The sequence below is a fragment of the Blautia sp. SC05B48 genome (genome assembly GCF_005848555.1).
GTDB lineage: Bacteria > Bacillota > Clostridia > Lachnospirales > Lachnospiraceae > Blautia_A.
In genome coordinates, this window is sequence record NZ_CP040518.1 from 1854236 (window position 1) to 1870599 (window position 16364).

Consider the following 16364-nt stretch of genomic DNA (forward strand, 5'->3'; position numbering starts at 1 on the left):
GGTTTTTCATTTTTCAGGCATATTATACCGTAAATACACATAGATTGATATAGACGAAATACACGAAGAGGAAGGAGAGCTACTTATTATGGCAGATAAAATTATTGAAAACAATCAGGTATCCGTTATGGGACGGATCGCTACGGGGTTTACTTTCAGCCATCAGGTCTTTGGAGAAGGATTTTACATGATGGATATCCTAGTAAAACGTCTCAGCGATTCGGAGGACAGGATCCCGGTGATGGTGTCTGAGCGGCTGATCGATATCACACAGGATTATGTGGGAGAATATATCGAGATCCACGGACAGTTCCGATCCTATAACCGTCATGAAGAAAAGAGAAACCGGCTTGTGCTTTCAGTCTTTGCCCGGGAAGTGAAGTTTGTGGGGGAGGACGAAGAAACTGTGCCGGTCAATCAGATCTTTCTGGACGGATATATCTGTAAACCGCCTGTATACAGAAAAACACCGTTGGGAAGAGAGATCGCAGATCTTCTGATGGCAGTCAATCGACCTTACGGAAAATCCGATTACATACCATGTATATGCTGGGGAAGAAATGCCAGATATGCTTCTGCTTTTGAAGTAGGCGGGCATGTACTGATCTGGGGCAGGATCCAGAGCAGGGAGTACATGAAACGGATTAGTGAAAACGAAACAGAAAAAAGGATTGCCTATGAAGTTTCGGTGAGTAAATTGGAATATGTTGAGTAACATTGGATATATTTTGGAATAGTGGTGAGAACATTAAGGTAACACTTGCATTTCCAGCCAATCTGCGGTAATATTAAAAAAATCAGAAAAATGGGGAATTACCGGTTTCACTAACAGTAAGAGGAAAAATCATGGAAAGAGAAATAACAGAGGTTTATTGCGGGAACGGGAAAGGAAAGACAACTCTGGCTGTAGGCCGGGGCTGCGCTTTGCTACACAGGGAAAAAGTGTGATCATCATACAGTTCCTCAAGGGCAGGGAACGCAGAGAACTGGATTTCCTTGAGGAACTGGATAATTTTGATTTCAAGATTTTCCGTTTCGAAAAAATGGACACCTGCTATAATGACCTGAGTGAGCAGGAAAAGGCAGAAGAGAGAACGAATATTCTCAATGGCCTTAATTTCGCACGGAAGGTAATTGCTACCAGAGAGTGTGATTTTCTGCTGCTGGATGAGATCCTCGGGCTTATGGATAAAGGAATCGCTCCAGTTGAGACGATCATCGATATGCTTAAGCAGAAGGATGAAAGTATGCATATAATTATGACCGGACGCTGGCTTCCGGATGCTTTGAAGCCCTATGTGGATAGTATTACCACGATAACAACAGAGCTGACTGACCAGGAACGGGAATAAGCAATATTTCACAGAAGAAAGAAGGAGGAAGACAAATGGCAATTTTTAAAGGAACAGGCGTTGCAATCGTAACACCTATGCATGAAGACGGTAAGGTGAATTTTGAGAAACTTGAGGAGATCCTTGAGGATCAAATCGCGAACAGCACAGACGCCATCGTTATCTGTGGAACAACAGGAGAATCTTCTACTCTGACACACGGAGAGCATCTTCAGACAATTAAGTTCACAATTGATAAAGTTAACAAACGTGTGCCTGTTATCGCAGGAACAGGTTCCAATTGTACAGAGACAGCGATCATGATGTCCAAGGAAGCAGCTTCCTATGGCGCAGACGCTCTTCTTATTGTAACACCTTACTATAACAAGGCTACACAGAAGGGTCTTATCGCTCATTACACAGCAATTGCCAATGCAGTTCCGGAAACTCCGCTCATCATGTACAACGTACCGAGCCGTACAGGCTGCAACATCCAGCCGGCTACAGCAGCTTACCTTGCAAAGAATGTAAAGAACATTGTCGGAATCAAGGAAGCAACAGGAGATCTTTCCCAGATCGCCAAGATGATGTCTCTGGCAGACGGACAGCTTGAGCTTTACTCCGGAAATGATGATCAGGTACTTCCGATTCTTTCTCTTGGCGGACTTGGAGTTATTTCCGTACTTTCCAACGTTGCACCGAAGTTTACACATGACATGGTCATGAAATATTTCGACGGCGACACCAAGGGAGCAACAGAGGATCAGCTGAAAGCTCTTCCGCTGATCAATGCGCTGTTCAGCGAAGTAAATCCGATTCCTGTTAAGACAGCTATGAACCTTATGGGAATGAACGTAGGGCCGCTTCGTATGCCGCTCTGCGAGATGGAAGAGGACACAAAGGCAGCTCTTGCAAAAGAGATCGAGAAATTCGGCCTTAAGCTTGCTAAGTGATCTGACTGTAAGCGAAAGGTAAAGGAGAATATACTATGGTAAAAATCATCATGCACGGCTGCAACGGACATATGGGCCAGGTCATCAGCGGCATTGTGGAGAAAGATCCGGATGCTGAGATCGTAGCAGGTATTGATATTGCAGATCAGGGAAAAAACAGCTATCCGGTATTCACCGATATTGACGCATGTCAGGTGGAGGCAGATGCGATCATTGATTTTTCTTCCGCAAAGGCAACAGACAAGCTTCTTGAGTACAGCGCGGCACGCCAGATCCCGGTTGTTCTGTGCAGTACCGGCTTAAGCCAGGAGCAGCTTGCAAAAGTGGAAGAAACATCCCGGAAGGTAGCAGTGCTGAAATCCGCAAACATGTCTCTTGGTATCAACACACTTCTGAAGCTGGTTCAGGACGCAGCTAAGGTTCTTGCAGCTGCAGGCTTTGATATGGAGATCGTAGAGAAGCATCACCGCCTGAAATTAGACGCACCAAGTGGTACTGCACTTGCGCTGGCAGACAGCATTAATGAAGCTATGGATAACCAGTATCATTATGTATATGACCGCAGCCAGAAACGTGAAAAACGCGATGATAAGGAGATCGGTATCTCCGCAGTTCGCGGCGGAACTATCGTAGGTGAGCATGAGATAATTTTTGCAGGTCAGGACGAAGTGATCGAGTTCAAGCATACTGCATATTCCAAGGCTATTTTTGGAAAAGGTGCTGTAGAAGCAGCCAAATTCCTTGCCGGCAAACCGGCAGGACGTTATGATATGAGCGACGTGATCGGCTGATTCTGACAGATTGAGCCGCAACAGAATAAAATTACAGGTAATACAGACGGGGTTCGTGTAAGATCGGACCCCGTCTTTTTTGGATGAAATTGCGGTTTTTGAAATTTTTCCCAGAATAGGATAGCGGAAAAAGTGCCATATTAGGAATACAGAATTTTTTAGAAAAAGGAGAAGATAATATGAAAAAATGGAAGGCGATTCTTTTTGGTACTTTGCTTACCCTGTCTCTGTGTACATTTACAGCCTGCGGCACAGAGGTAAACAATGCGGATGAAACAGTGGATGAAAAAGATAAAAACACGAAGGATAAGGAAAAAGATACAAACGAAAATACTGCCGCAGAAGATGAAACTATGGAAGAAAAAGCAGACAATGACGGTGTGAAGGACAATGGAGAGAGCATTAAGGATTCCGGCACGGATAACAATGAGATGTCCGATGGAAATATTACCGTGACGCCTGCAGGAAATGAAAATAACGGGACAGCAGCATCCGGAGCTGCGGATGCTGACAGAAACGAAAATGACGGAACGGTATCCGGTGAGCTGGGTGACAGTGTAAAGGACCTTGGCGACGGCGTAGGTAATGCAGTGGATGATATCGGAAACGCAGTGGGAAATGCGGTAGAAGGAAGATAACAGATATTTTACCACAGCATTGCATAAAACTGTTTCAGATGCTATTATCAGTGCATGGAAAGAAAACGGAGGACAGGATTATGAAATTCAGACCATGCATTGATATACATAACGGAAAGGTAAAACAGATCGTAGGAGGAAGCCTGAATGATCAGGGGGATCAGGCGGCAGAAAATTTTGTGTCAGAGCAGGATGCGGCATTCTATGCAGAGCTTTATAAGAAGGCAGGGTTAAAGGGCGGTCATGTGATCCTTCTGAACGGAAAGGATTCTCCGAACTACGAAGCAACGAAAGCCCAGGCACTTCTGGCTCTGGGAAAATATCCCGGAGGGCTTCAGATCGGAGGCGGTATCTGTCCGGAGAATGCGGCCGAATATCTGGAGGCTGGCGCCAGCCACGTGATCGTAACTTCCTATGTGTTTAAAAACGGAGTGATCTCCTGGGAAAATCTGGAGGAAATCCGTGATGCAGCAGGGAAAGAACATCTTGTACTTGATCTGAGCTGCCGCAAAAAAGATGGCAAATATTATATTGTCACAGATCGATGGCAGAAGTTTACAGAAGAGATCGTGACATCGGAGCTGATGGAAAGACTCGGAAGCTTCTGCGACGAATTTCTGGTCCATGCAGTGGATGTGGAAGGAAAGGCCCGAGGTGTGGAAACAGAGCTTGCAAAGCTTCTGGGACAGTATGCAGCTCATCCGGTGACCTATGCAGGCGGTGTGGGTTCTATGGCAGATATTGAAGAACTTCGAAAAGCAGGGCAGGGCAGATTGGATGTAACTGTTGGCAGTGCTTTGGATATTTTTGGCGGAAGCATATCCTTTGAAGCTCTGGCAAAAATGAAATAGTATACACAAATAGTGAAGCAGAAGCTTTTGTCCCATCAATCTTCTGGCACTGGTGTGCAGATATACATTTGTAATGAATTAATTAGATGAAATACTCTAATAGTTGCGCATTCACGACAAAAAAAACATTTTGAAGGAATATATCGAATAAATTTGGAAAAAATTTATGAAATTTTTGAAAAGTGATGTTAAAATTCAATTTAATATGTTATAATAGCAACATAAAACAGCAAAGGGGATGGAAGTCATGAAATTTATTATTAGTGGAAAGAATATAGCAGTAACCGAAGGACTTAAAACAGCTGTTGAGGACAAGCTTGGTAAACTTGAAAGGTATTTCACTCCTGAAACTGAGATTTCAGTAACCTTAAGCGTTGAGAAGGATCGCCAGAAGATCGAGGTAACGATCCCTGTGAAAGGTAACATTATCCGTTCCGAGCAGGTAAGCAACGATATGTATGTATCCATCGATCTGGTTGAAGAGGTAATTGAGCGTCAGCTTCGTAAATACAAGAACAAGATCGTTGACAAGCAGCAGGAATCCACAAACTTCCAGAAGGCATACCTTGATAAGGATTATGAAGAGGATGAGGAAGTTAAGATCATCCGTACCAAGAAATTTGGGATCAAACCAATGTATCCGGAAGATGCATGCGTACAGATGGAGCTTCTCGGACATAATTTCTTTGTATTCTTTAATGCTGAGACAGAGCAGGTTAACGTAGTTTATAAACGTAAAGGAAATACTTACGGACTGATCGAACCAGAGTTCTGATAGGGGATTTTATTATCACAACTGAATATTGAATGGAAGGCTCCGGGAATCTGTGTGAGAAATCGGCAGGTTTCCGGAGCCTTTTATGTCACAGCAAAATCAGGCTTCTTTTCTGTTGCAAGCAATAGGGGAGAACTATATAATGAAGACATATGCGAAAGGAGGAAGGGGAAATGAAAAAGAAGCTTCCTGTGGTAATCTTAAGTGCAGCTCTTGGCATGACCATGATACCGGCTACCTGTATGGCAGCGGAATTTAACAGTGGTGACACCACAAAAGAACAGACTGTGGAGGACCTGGAACTGATTTCCGGAGAAAACAATACAAAGGATTCCCAAAAGTCAGAAATACAATGGACAGGATTTAAATGGGACAGCTATTCCCAGGCAGAAATAACGCTTACGTCAGTCGTTAACGGTGTCTGCTATTATAAATGGGCAGAGCGAGGGGACGACGGAAATTCCCAGGTACCTCAGATCGAGACCGGAAATACCGTGAATGATGAGGTTTTGATCAGTGAGGATGAAGAGTTCGGGATCACACTTGCAGACCTGGATACAGACCAGGCAGTTGATCTGTATATCCAGATTGAGGATGAGAAGGGGAAATTAAGTGATCTGAAGCGGATGGAACTGGATCAGGACAGCCGCCCGGCGAAAAAAACAGATTCTGCAAAAAAACATAAAGCAGCCAAACCAAAGGCGGAGGACAGTACGGTAGAGGGGCTGGATTCTCCTCTGAAATTCTATCCGGATACATTTTACGATTTTAAGGTTATCGGTGCAGGTACCGATAATGAAGATCCGGAAAACGGAGACATTAAGTGGGTGCCTGTTTACTGGAGTACATCTGCGAATCCGAATTCCAACCGGATCCGGAGCACCTGGAAGATCGGTTCCAAGGAAGGAATCGACCAGGAGGGAACATTTAATCTGTATGTTTTCTTCCGCAAATATACCTGCAAGGATTCCAAATGGCAGTCTACGGATAAGATACAGTCTGTACAGTACAAGTTTCAGTCAGCCTCACTTTCTGAAAAATAATATTGTGTAGAGTGCGAATATCTCCTTGACATAATAAATATGTAACACATGGAGAAAAGGAGGAAGGTAAATGAAGAAAAAAGTTCTGGCGCTTTTTTTAAGTGCCGCGCTTTGTGTGACGGTGCTTCCGGCAACCGGTATGGCTGCAGAGTTTGGCAGCGGTGATGCAGAAATCGTAGAAAATGCTGCTGACAGCCAGGAGATGTTTTCCGCAGAGGAAACTACAGAGCCTATGGGAGAGACCGGGCAGCCTGCAGAAGACAGTGAGGATATTTCTGAGGGAACTGTGGATAACTCTTCCGGTGTAATCATGGAAGATGTGGAAAATACGGAAAATGCGGAGAACAGCGAGGATGCTTTCGGCGAAGCTGAGGAAGGAGTTTCAGAAGAAATCTCCAGTGAGGATGATCCGGAAGTATTATTGACAGAACTGATACCTGAGGAAGCCGGAGACAGTATGGAAGAAGAAACCGCAGAAGCTACGTCAACGTCAGATCCGGAGCTGACAGTGGCACCGGCAGCGGATCCGGAGCCGACAGTGACACCGACAGAGATTCAGGAACCGACAGTGACACCAACACCGGTGCCCAAAATAAACGTAAAATGGACCGGAGAAAAATGGGTAAGCCGCAGTTCTGTAAACGTGACACTGCAAGTTGATGCAAACGGAGCCTGTTACTACAAAGCTGCAGCGAGAAAAAAGGACGGAACATCTGATGTTCCGAGGATTGATACGGGAAACTCTCGTGTGTTGGTTACTGCAAACAGAAGCTTTGTGATATATCTTAAGAATCTGGATACAGAGAAAGAATTTGATCTGTATCTTAAGATACTGGGTTCAGATGGAAGAACCAGCAGACTGAAAAAATTAAAGCTGAATTACGGGGGGACCCGTCCGAAATATGATGTGACGCCGACACCAACCTATACACCTTTTATACCGGATGTCAAAGAAAGTTTTGTAAGAGGTCTGGATTCTCCGCTGGAATTTACTCCGAATAAATATTATAATTTTACCGTGACCGGCGCGGGAACTACAAATTCAAATCCCGGGCCTGGAGACGTGAAGTGGGTGCCGGTTTACTGGAGTACTTCACCAAATCCAACCGATAACAGGAAGAATACTACATGGCGGATCGGATCTGCCAAAGGAATAAATAAAGCCGCAACTTATAACATGTATATCTTTTTTCAGAAGTATGTTTATCAGAAATCTGCATGGGAAAAGACTGACGAAGTACAGTCAGCCGTATACCAGTTCCGGTCCGCGGCCTTGACAACTGTAAAGCTTACCACTCCCGGGCTATCCGGTACTTCCAACAGCCCTGCCGGCATCATCTTCAAATGGAAAAAAGCTGCAAATGCTTCCGGCTATAAGATATATCGAAGGACCGGAAACAGCAGCAAGTGGGTCAATATCGCTACCGTAAGCGGAAGCAATACGCTGGTCTACACAGACGGATCAGTAAAAGCAGGAACCATGTATACCTATACAGTCCGCGCATACAAAGGCTCTGCTTTAAGTGCTTATAACAAAAACGGCAGCAGGATCGTCCGCCTGACAGCTCCGGTGCAGTACAAACCGTCCAGCAAGGCTTCCGGGAAGCTGACTGTCCGCTGGAAAAAAGCAGCTGGCGCTTCCAGCTATCAGATCCAGTATGCGGCATCAAGGTCCATGAGAGGGTCCAGGACAGTGTCTACCAGTGCACTGACCCGAACACTTTCCGGTTTGAAAAAGGGAAGCACCTGCTATGTTCGTATCCGTTCCTGTAAAAAAGTAAACGGAAAGGCATATTATGGTACCTGGAGCAGTGTAAAAAATGCAAAAGTAAGGAAATAAGATCTGTAATATCCCGCGGGATCCTCGAAAACAGGATCCTATGCGGGATATTTTCTGTTGTTCCTGACATGATTTGTTAAATAATTGTTCATTGTTTTTATAACAGGAAAGTGGTAGAATATATACCATATGTGATCCAGTATAACGGATATCAACAGAGAACTGGAATGATCCCAAATTGGACAGATCAGAGACAGCAGTCTTATTCGAATAAAATGATTGGAGCAGAAACATGAATGTTTTTTCAAAAGTATTTGGAACCCGCAGCCAGCGTGAGGTAAAACGTATCATGCCGCTGGTTGAAAAAACCGAGAGCTATCAGTCTCAGATGCAGCAGCTTACTGATGAGCAGTTACGAGACAAGACAAGAGAATATAAGAAACGTCTTGCAGAAGGTGCAACACTGGATGATCTTCTTCCGGAGGCATTTGCCACTGTACGTGAGGCAGCCAAGCGTGTACTTGGAATGGAGCATTACCGGGTACAGATCATCGGTGGTATCATCCTTCATCAGGGCCGTATCGCCGAGATGAAAACAGGTGAAGGTAAAACTCTTGTTTCCACACTTCCTGCATACCTGAATGCCCTTGAGGGAAAAGGTGTCCACATCGTAACCGTCAACGACTACCTGGCAAAACGAGATGCCGAGTGGATGGGTAAGGTTCACGAGTTCCTTGGCCTGACCGTAGGCGTGGTACTTAACGACATGAAGCCGGAAGAGCGCCGTGCAGCATACGGATGTGATATCACATACGTAACAAACAACGAACTTGGATTTGATTATCTTCGTGACAACATGGTCATCTATAAAGAACAGCTTGTTCAGAGAGATCTTCACTACTGTATCATCGATGAGATCGACTCTGTTCTGATCGATGAGGCACGTACACCTCTGATCATTTCCGGACAGAGCGGCAAGTCCACCAAGCTTTATGAAGTGTGCGATATCCTTGCACAGCAGCTGGAGCGTGGTGAGGCCAGCCATGAAATGACCAAGATGGCAGCCATCATGGGTGAGGAGGTTATCGAGACCGGTGACTTCGTCGTAAATGAGAAGGACAAGATCGTCAACCTTACCGAGCAGGGTATCAAGAAGGTTGAGAAATTCTTTAATATCGAGAACCTGGCAGATCCGGAAAACCTGGAAATCCAGCACAACATCATCCTTGCACTTCGTGCACATAATCTGATGCATAAGGATCAGGATTATGTTGTAAAAGATGACGAGATCCTTATCGTTGATGAGTTTACCGGACGTATCATGCCGGGCCGTCGTTACTCCGATGGTCTTCATCAGGCGATCGAGGCGAAAGAGCATGTGAAGGTTAAAAGAGAGAGTAAGACTCTTGCAACCATTACCTTCCAGAACTTTTTCAACAAATATGACAAAAAAGGCGGTATGACTGGTACAGCTCTTACCGAGGAAAAAGAGTTCCGCGATATCTACGGCATGGACGTTGTAGAGATCCCGACCAACCGCGTGGTACAGCGTAAAGACCTTGACGATGCCGTTTACATGACAAAGAAAGAGAAATTCAACGCCGTTGTAGAGGCAGTTAAGGAAGCTCACGCAAAACATCAGCCGGTATTGGTTGGTACGATCACCATCGAGACTTCCGAGCTTCTCAGCAGAATGCTGAAGAGAGAGGGAATCCCCCACAACGTATTGAATGCCAAGTTCCATGAGCTTGAGGCTGAGATCGTAGCTCAGGCAGGACAGGCAGATGCCGTTACCATCGCGACCAACATGGCAGGTCGTGGTACCGATATCAAGCTTGATGATGTGGCAAGAGAGGCCGGTGGTTTGAAGATCATCGGTACCGAGCGTCATGAGTCAAGACGTATCGATAACCAGCTCCGTGGACGTTCCGGACGACAGGGAGATCCGGGTGAATCTCGTTTCTACATTTCCCTTGAGGATGATCTGATGCGTCTGTTCGGTTCCGAGAGATTGATGAAGGTGTTCACATCCCTTGGTGTTGAGGAGAATGAGCAGATTGAGCACAAGATGCTTTCCAATGCCATCGAGAAAGCCCAGGAGAAGATCGAGTTCAACAACTTTGGTATCCGTAAAAATCTTCTCGACTATGACCAGGTTAACAATGAGCAGAGAGAGATCATCTACGAGGAGCGCCGCCAGGTACTTGACGGTGAGAATATGCGTGATGCCATCTACAAGATGATCACAGATATCGTAGACAGCATGACAGACATGTGCTTCTCCGATGATATGGATTCTTCTGAGTGGGATCTTGATGAGTTCAATACTGCGATCACTCCGATCATCCCGATCCATCCGCTGACCGCTGAGAAGGTAAAAGGCCATAAGAAAGACGAGATCAAGCACATTGTGAAGGAAGAGGCTGTGAAGCTTTATGAAGCAAAAGAGGCTGAGTTCCCGGAACCGGAGCAGCTTCGTGAGCTTGAGCGAGTTGTCCTTCTGAAATGCATCGACAGCAAATGGATGGATCATATCGATGATATGGAAATGCTCCGTCAGGGTATCGGTCTGATGGCGTATGGCCAGAGAGATCCGGTTGTTGAGTACAAGATGAACGCATTCGAGATGTTTAACAGCATGATCAGCTCTATTCAGGAAGACACTGTACGTATGCTGTATCATGTTCATGTAGAGCAGAAGATTGAGCGTGAGCAGGTTGCTAAGGTAACCGGCACAAACAAAGATGACAGCGCAGGCCCGAAGAAACCGGTTCAGCGAAAAGAAGATAAAGTATATCCGAATGATCCGTGCCCATGCGGAAGCGGCAAGAAATACAAACAGTGCTGCGGACGCAAGGCTGCCAAGATCTGAGAAGGAAGATAAAAATAGTCTCACCCAGATGATGCGGTGGGGCTATTTTTTCTGGGATTTCTGTTACACAGGAACAGAGTACAGCGAATATTAATCATCCTGCGTCAATATAGCAGATACTTAATTTTCGATGTAAGAGAAGGGACATGATAATATGGCAATTATAAAAACTGCAATTCTTCAGACACATGTATATACTGATAAATTTCGCAACATCACCCAGGCGGCAGAACTTCTTGCCAGCCCGGAGCTTCAGGGGATCGATCTGGCAGTCCTGCCCGAAATGTTCTGCTGTCCTTACGAAAATAAATACTTTCCGGAATATGCCGAAACTGAGGGCGGAGATACCTGGGAAAAATGTTCCCGACTGGCGGCAGAACACAGGCTTTATCTTATAGCCGGAAGCATGCCGGAGAGAGATGAAGCCGGCCATATTTATAACACTTCTTATGTCTTTGACAAAAATGGTCATCAGATCGGTAAGCACCGGAAGATGCATCTTTTTGATATTGATGTAAAAGGCGGTCAGTATTTTAAAGAATCCGATACTCTGACACCAGGAGACCAGGTGACGGTTTTTGACACAGAATTTGGAAAGATAGGCCTTTGCATCTGCTACGACTTTCGTTTCCCGGAGCTTGCCAGGCTGATGGTGGACGAAGGTGCCCAGGTGATCATCGTGCCGGCTGCTTTTAACATGACCACAGGTCCGCTGCACTGGGAGCTGATGTTCCGCCAGAGAGCCGTGGACAATCAAGTATATACTATCGGAGCTGCACCTGCCAGAGACCTGAACGCCGGATATCATTCCTGGGGCCATTCCATTGCCGTAGATCCCTGGGGAAAAGTCCTCATGGAGATGGATGAGAAGCTGGCTGTGAAGGTTGTGGAACTGGAACTGGACGAGGTAAAAAAAGTCCGGGAGCAGCTGCCGCTTCTGAAGCACAGGAGAGGGGATATTTACGCCCTGACCACGTTTTCGTTGTAATTTTTATGTCCATATGGTATTGTATAAGACAGGCAGGAAATCCTGTATCAATATATAGAAAGAAGGTGAAGCTGTGGTTGAGTTAGATCAGTTCAAGAGTATTCTTGCAACATACACAGAGCCATTAGTGGAAGTGAGGGATTCACTTTGACCTCGCTAACAAAGAGCAGAAGGTCGAAGAATTAGAGCGCGAGATGGAAGCGCCTGATTTCTGGGATAATGCGGAAGCATCCCAGATGAAGATGAAACAGTTAAAGAGTCTCAAGGACGATATTGAGACATACCATAATCTGGAAACACAGATGGAAGATATGGAAACCATGATCGAGATGGGGTACGAGGAGAATGATCCTGAGATCGTCCCTGAGATCCAGGAAATGCTGGACGAGTTCCAGGCAAGTTTTGACAGCATCCGTGTGAAGACACTTCTTTCCGGAGAGTACGACGGAGAGAATGCCATCATCAAGCTGAACGCAGGAGCCGGCGGTACAGAAGCCTGTGACTGGTGCGGAATGCTTTACCGTATGTACAGCAGATGGGCGGAGAAGAAAGGCTTTGCGCTGGAAGTACTGGATTACCTTGACGGTGATGAGGCCGGTGTGAAATCTGTAACCTTCCAGGTGAACGGAGAGAACGCCTACGGTTATCTGAAATCCGAGAAGGGTGTTCATCGTCTTGTACGTATTTCCCCGTTTAATGCAGCAGGAAAGAGACAGACCTCTTTTGTATCCTGCGATGTTATGCCGGATATCAAGAAGGATCTGGACGTTGAGATCAATGATGACGATATCCGTATCGATACCTACCGAAGCAGTGGTGCCGGCGGACAGCATATCAACAAGACCTCCTCTGCGATCCGTATCACCCATTTTCCGACAGGAATCGTGGTACAGTGCCAGAATGAACGTTCTCAGCACATGAACAAGGATAAGGCTATGCAGATGCTGAAGGCCAAGCTGTATATGCTGAAACAGCAGGAAGCTGAGGAGAAGCTTTCCGGCATTCGAGGCGAAGTGACAGATATCGGCTGGGGAAACCAGATCCGTTCCTATGTCCTGCAGCCATACACCATGGTAAAAGACCATAGAACCAATGAAGAAACCGGTAATGTTGACGCAGTTCTGGACGGCGGTATTGACATTTTTATCAATGCATACCTGAAATGGATCGCGCTGGCGAAAAAGAAAGAATAACATTACTGTCACGGAACCCCATAAAGACAGAGAAAAGGACTCCGCAGGCAAAAAAAGCGCTTGTGGAGTTTCTTTTATTATGATAATATATCTCTTGTACAAAAACAGTTGTCTTTATGAAACGGACAGGGGGCTGCTGGCCACAGTGTGAACAGCAGTCAGAGAGGTTACTATGCAGAAACAGGTTGAAAAGAAAAAATACTATGTAGTAAGAGAACGGGCAGTGCCGGAAGTACTTCTCAAGGTGGTTGAGGCCAAGAGACTGCTGGAATCCAAACGGGTGGCTACTGTTCAGGAAGCTGCTGAAAGGACCGGGATCAGCCGCAGTTCTTTTTACAAATATAAGGACGATATTTTTCCTTTCCACGAGGAGACCAAGGGAAAGACCATCACCTTTATCATTCAGATGGACGATGAGCCGGGGCTTTTATCAATGGTGCTGCAGACGATTGCCCGTTTTCACGGTAATATCCTGACCATACATCAGAGTATTCCAATTAACGGAGTCGCAACACTGACGCTGAGCGTTGACATCCTTCCGGGAGAAGGCGACGCAGAGGCTATGGTGGAGGATATTGAGCAGAGAGACGGTATACACTATTTGAAAATTTTAGGCAGGGAGTAAGCATATGATAAACATAGCAGTATTAGGCTACGGTACAGTAGGAAGCGGAGTTGTTGAAGTCATCAACACCAATCATGAGAGCATTAACAAGAGAGCCGGAGATGAGATCAACATCAAATACGTTCTTGACTTAAGAGATTTCCCGGGAGATCCGGTTGAGAAAGTTCTGGTTCATGATTATGAAGTGATCGTAAACGATCCGGAGGTAGATATTGTTGTTGAGGTTATGGGCGGAATCGAGCCGGCTTATACTTTTGTAAAAAGAGCGCTTCAGGCAGGAAAGAGCGTAAGCACATCCAATAAGGCCCTGGTAGCCAAGCATGGTTCCGAGCTTATGGAGATCGCAAAAGAAAAAAATATCAACTTCCTTTTTGAGGCAAGCTGCGGCGGCGGTATCCCGATCATCCGTGCACTGAATTCTTCATTGACAGCAGATGAGATCGATGAGATCACAGGAATCCTTAACGGAACCACAAACTACATGCTTTACAAGATGAGCACAGAGAACTGTGATTTTGATACGGTTCTGAAGGAAGCCCAGGCAAAGGGCTATGCAGAGGCAGATCCGACTGCAGATGTAGGAGGTGCTGACGCATGCCGTAAGATCGCCATCCTTTCTTCACTTGCATACGGAAAATTCCTGAATTACGAGGATATTTATACAGAGGGAATCACAAAGATCACACCGGCAGATATGGAATATGCAAAAGAGCTTGGCATGACCATCAAGCTTCTTGCCACAAGCCGCAGGATCGGAGATTCTTTCTATGCAATGGTAGCGCCGTTCCTGGTAGGTCAGAGCAGCCCGCTTTACAGTGTAAATGATGTGTTTAATGCAGTATTTGTGCACGGAAACGTTCTTGGAGATGCCATGTTCTACGGAAGCGGAGCAGGTAAGCTTCCGACTGCAAGTGCAGTAGTTGCAGATGTTGTGGATGAAGCAAAGCATCTCCACAGAAATATTATGACAAACTGGAGCAGCTATGCCCTGAAGCTTATGGATATGGATGAAGTTGAGGGACGTTTCTTCGTACGTGTGTCTGATACTACTATGGATGAAGTGGAAAAAGCTTTTGGTGATGTACAGACCATTGAGCCGGATGACCTTCCGGACGAATTCGGATTTATCACACCGGTGATGAAGCAGGCTGAATATTATGAGAAGATCAGCAAGCTTACCGGAAAAGTACTGGCAATGATCCGTGTAAAGGATTGATGCCGAAGGGAAGAAAAGAACATGTTGATCGTAAAAAAATTTGGCGGTACTTCTGTGGCAAACAAAGAGCGTATCTTTAACGTTGCCAGAAGATGTATCGAAGATTACAAAAAAGGAAACGACGTGGTGGTCGTGCTTTCTGCAATGGGTAAGTATACCGATGAGCTGATCACCATGGCAAAAGATATCAATGACAAACCTCCGAAACGTGAGATGGATATGCTTTTTACCATCGGAGAGCAGATGTCAGTGGCACTGATGTCCATGGCTATGGACAGTCTGGGAGTACCGGCTGTTTCCCTGAACGCTTTTCAGGTAGCTATGCATACAACAAGTGCACACGGCAGCGCACGCCTGAAAAAGATCGATGCGGCACGTATCCGCAGAGAGCTGGATAACCGCAGGATCGTTGTGGTCACAGGCTTCCAGGGCATTGATAAATATAATGACTATACCACACTTGGACGTGGCGGTTCTGATACCACAGCCGTAGCTATTGCAGCAGCACTTCATGCAGATGCTTGTGAGATCTATACCGATGTGGATGGTGTTTATACCGCAGACCCGCGTAAGGTTTCGAATGCCCGCAAGCTCCAGGAGATCACTTATGACGAGATGCTTGATCTGGCAACTCTGGGTGCGGGAGTGCTTCATAACCGTTCTGTGGAGATGGCAAAGAAATACGGCGTGCCGCTGGTGGTACGCTCCAGTCTCAACAACAGCGAAGGAACTGTGGTAAAGGAGGAAGTAACAGTGGAGAGAATGCTGATCAGCGGTGTTGCTCTGGATACAGATGCAGTACGTATTGCTGTGATCGGACTTAAAGATTCACCAGGAGTGGCATTTAAGCTTTTTGATACCCTGGCTAAGAAAAATATCAATGTGGATATGATCCTTCAGTCTATCGGCCGTGCCGGAACCAAGGATATTTCCTTTACCGTTGATAAAAATGATCTGGACGATGCAATGGATGTTCTGGAAGCTAACCAGGCACGCATCGCCTATTCTGAGCTTCATGCGGAGAAAAACATTGCCAAGCTTTCTATTGTAGGAGCAGGCATGATGAGCAATCCGGGTGTTGCTGCAAAAATGTTCGAGAGCCTTTACAATGAGGGTGTGAACATCAATATGATCGCAACATCTGAGATCCGTGTGACGGTTCTCATTAACGAGAAAGATGGCGTACGTGCCATGAATGCGGTACATGATGCGTTTAATCTTGCAGACTAAACAAACAAATTTGAAATATAAAAACATGATATATTTGAAGTAAAATGACGAGGCGGAGGCTTGGAGGAGTCTTCGCCT

At 45.7% G+C, this 16364-nt stretch carries 15 protein-coding genes; all 15 read left to right on the forward strand.

What is annotated here, in order from left to right; genetic code table 11:
* The first annotated feature begins 88 nt into the window (after window positions 1-88).
* The 15 genes from EYS05_RS08515 (at window position 89) to EYS05_RS08585 (ending at window position 16286) form a co-directional block, all read left to right on the forward strand.
* Window positions 89-715: a single-stranded DNA-binding protein gene (locus EYS05_RS08515; protein ID WP_021652685.1), complete on the forward strand. Its 627-nt coding sequence runs from the start codon at window positions 89-91 to the stop codon at window positions 713-715.
* 229 nt (window positions 716-944) lie between these two features.
* The gene (locus EYS05_RS08520) at window positions 945-1352 is read left to right on the forward strand and encodes a cob(I)yrinic acid a,c-diamide adenosyltransferase (RefSeq protein ID WP_330575607.1); all 408 of its coding nucleotides are present in this window, start codon (window positions 945-947) and stop codon (window positions 1350-1352) included.
* A gap of 35 nt (window positions 1353-1387) precedes the next feature.
* Entirely contained in the window at window positions 1388-2284 is an 897-nt protein-coding gene (gene dapA, locus EYS05_RS08525) for a 4-hydroxy-tetrahydrodipicolinate synthase (protein WP_015526246.1), read from the forward strand.
* 35 nt (window positions 2285-2319) lie between these two features.
* Window positions 2320-3075, forward strand: coding sequence for a 4-hydroxy-tetrahydrodipicolinate reductase (gene dapB, locus EYS05_RS08530; protein WP_015526245.1), 756 nt, complete (start codon window positions 2320-2322; stop codon window positions 3073-3075).
* Window positions 3076-3254: 179 nt separating this feature from the next.
* A complete protein-coding gene (locus EYS05_RS08535; protein ID WP_138276999.1) occupies window positions 3255-3713 on the forward strand; it encodes a hypothetical protein in 459 nt (152 codons plus the stop codon).
* A gap of 80 nt (window positions 3714-3793) precedes the next feature.
* Complete coding sequence (gene hisA, locus EYS05_RS08540) at window positions 3794-4564, forward strand: phosphoribosylformimino-5-aminoimidazole carboxamide ribotide isomerase (protein ID WP_118512673.1); 771 nt, start codon at window positions 3794-3796, stop codon at window positions 4562-4564.
* Between the two features lie 247 nt (window positions 4565-4811).
* Entirely contained in the window at window positions 4812-5339 is a 528-nt protein-coding gene (hpf, locus tag EYS05_RS08545) for a ribosome hibernation-promoting factor, HPF/YfiA family (RefSeq protein WP_015526242.1), read from the forward strand.
* Between the two features lie 173 nt (window positions 5340-5512).
* A complete protein-coding gene (locus EYS05_RS08550; RefSeq protein ID WP_138277000.1) occupies window positions 5513-6382 on the forward strand; it encodes a hypothetical protein in 870 nt (289 codons plus the stop codon).
* Between the two features lie 70 nt (window positions 6383-6452).
* Window positions 6453-8222 carry a fibronectin type III domain-containing protein gene (locus tag EYS05_RS08555; protein ID WP_138277001.1) on the forward strand — a complete coding sequence of 590 codons (1770 nt, stop codon included), beginning with the start codon at window positions 6453-6455 and terminating at the stop codon, window positions 8220-8222.
* 232 nt (window positions 8223-8454) lie between these two features.
* Window positions 8455-11034 (forward strand): preprotein translocase subunit SecA, encoded by a 2580-nt coding sequence (secA, locus tag EYS05_RS08560; protein WP_092069768.1) that lies wholly within the window; start codon window positions 8455-8457, stop codon window positions 11032-11034.
* A gap of 154 nt (window positions 11035-11188) precedes the next feature.
* A complete protein-coding gene (locus EYS05_RS08565; RefSeq protein WP_138277002.1) occupies window positions 11189-12022 on the forward strand; it encodes a carbon-nitrogen hydrolase family protein in 834 nt (277 codons plus the stop codon).
* A 73-nt stretch (window positions 12023-12095) separates the two neighbouring features.
* Window positions 12096-13215, forward strand: a protein-coding gene (prfB, locus tag EYS05_RS08570; RefSeq protein WP_118512668.1) for a peptide chain release factor 2 whose coding sequence is annotated in 2 segments (ribosomal slippage) — window positions 12096-12170 and window positions 12172-13215 — 1119 coding nt in all. Because the reading frame shifts where the segments join, the coding sequence is not laid out codon by codon here.
* A 172-nt stretch (window positions 13216-13387) separates the two neighbouring features.
* Window positions 13388-13840, forward strand: coding sequence for an ACT domain-containing protein (locus tag EYS05_RS08575; protein WP_059086691.1), 453 nt, complete (start codon window positions 13388-13390; stop codon window positions 13838-13840).
* A gap of 4 nt (window positions 13841-13844) precedes the next feature.
* The gene (locus EYS05_RS08580) at window positions 13845-15056 is read left to right on the forward strand and encodes a homoserine dehydrogenase (RefSeq protein ID WP_021652697.1); all 1212 of its coding nucleotides are present in this window, start codon (window positions 13845-13847) and stop codon (window positions 15054-15056) included.
* Between the two features lie 21 nt (window positions 15057-15077).
* A complete protein-coding gene (locus EYS05_RS08585) occupies window positions 15078-16286 on the forward strand; it encodes an aspartate kinase (protein ID WP_138277003.1) in 1209 nt (402 codons plus the stop codon).
* The last annotated feature ends 78 nt before the right edge of the window (window positions 16287-16364 follow it).

What these genes read in the sequence shown, in the direction of transcription:
- secA (WP_092069768.1), top strand. Translation starts at nt 8,455, where the DNA reads ATGAATGTTTTTTCAAAAGTATTTGGAACCCGCAGCCAGCGTGAGGTA.
- dapB (WP_015526245.1), top strand. Translation starts at nt 2,320, where the DNA reads ATGGTAAAAATCATCATGCACGGCTGCAACGGACATATGGGCCAGGTC.
- EYS05_RS08535 (WP_138276999.1), top strand. Translation starts at nt 3,255, where the DNA reads ATGAAAAAATGGAAGGCGATTCTTTTTGGTACTTTGCTTACCCTGTCT.
- EYS05_RS08565 (WP_138277002.1), top strand. Translation starts at nt 11,189, where the DNA reads ATGGCAATTATAAAAACTGCAATTCTTCAGACACATGTATATACTGAT.
- EYS05_RS08555 (WP_138277001.1), top strand. Translation starts at nt 6,453, where the DNA reads ATGAAGAAAAAAGTTCTGGCGCTTTTTTTAAGTGCCGCGCTTTGTGTG.
- dapA (WP_015526246.1), top strand. Translation starts at nt 1,388, where the DNA reads ATGGCAATTTTTAAAGGAACAGGCGTTGCAATCGTAACACCTATGCAT.
- EYS05_RS08585 (WP_138277003.1), top strand. Translation starts at nt 15,078, where the DNA reads ATGTTGATCGTAAAAAAATTTGGCGGTACTTCTGTGGCAAACAAAGAG.
- hisA (WP_118512673.1), top strand. Translation starts at nt 3,794, where the DNA reads ATGAAATTCAGACCATGCATTGATATACATAACGGAAAGGTAAAACAG.
- EYS05_RS08580 (WP_021652697.1), top strand. Translation starts at nt 13,845, where the DNA reads ATGATAAACATAGCAGTATTAGGCTACGGTACAGTAGGAAGCGGAGTT.
- EYS05_RS08550 (WP_138277000.1), top strand. Translation starts at nt 5,513, where the DNA reads ATGAAAAAGAAGCTTCCTGTGGTAATCTTAAGTGCAGCTCTTGGCATG.
- EYS05_RS08575 (WP_059086691.1), top strand. Translation starts at nt 13,388, where the DNA reads ATGCAGAAACAGGTTGAAAAGAAAAAATACTATGTAGTAAGAGAACGG.
- EYS05_RS08515 (WP_021652685.1), top strand. Translation starts at nt 89, where the DNA reads ATGGCAGATAAAATTATTGAAAACAATCAGGTATCCGTTATGGGACGG.
- hpf (WP_015526242.1), top strand. Translation starts at nt 4,812, where the DNA reads ATGAAATTTATTATTAGTGGAAAGAATATAGCAGTAACCGAAGGACTT.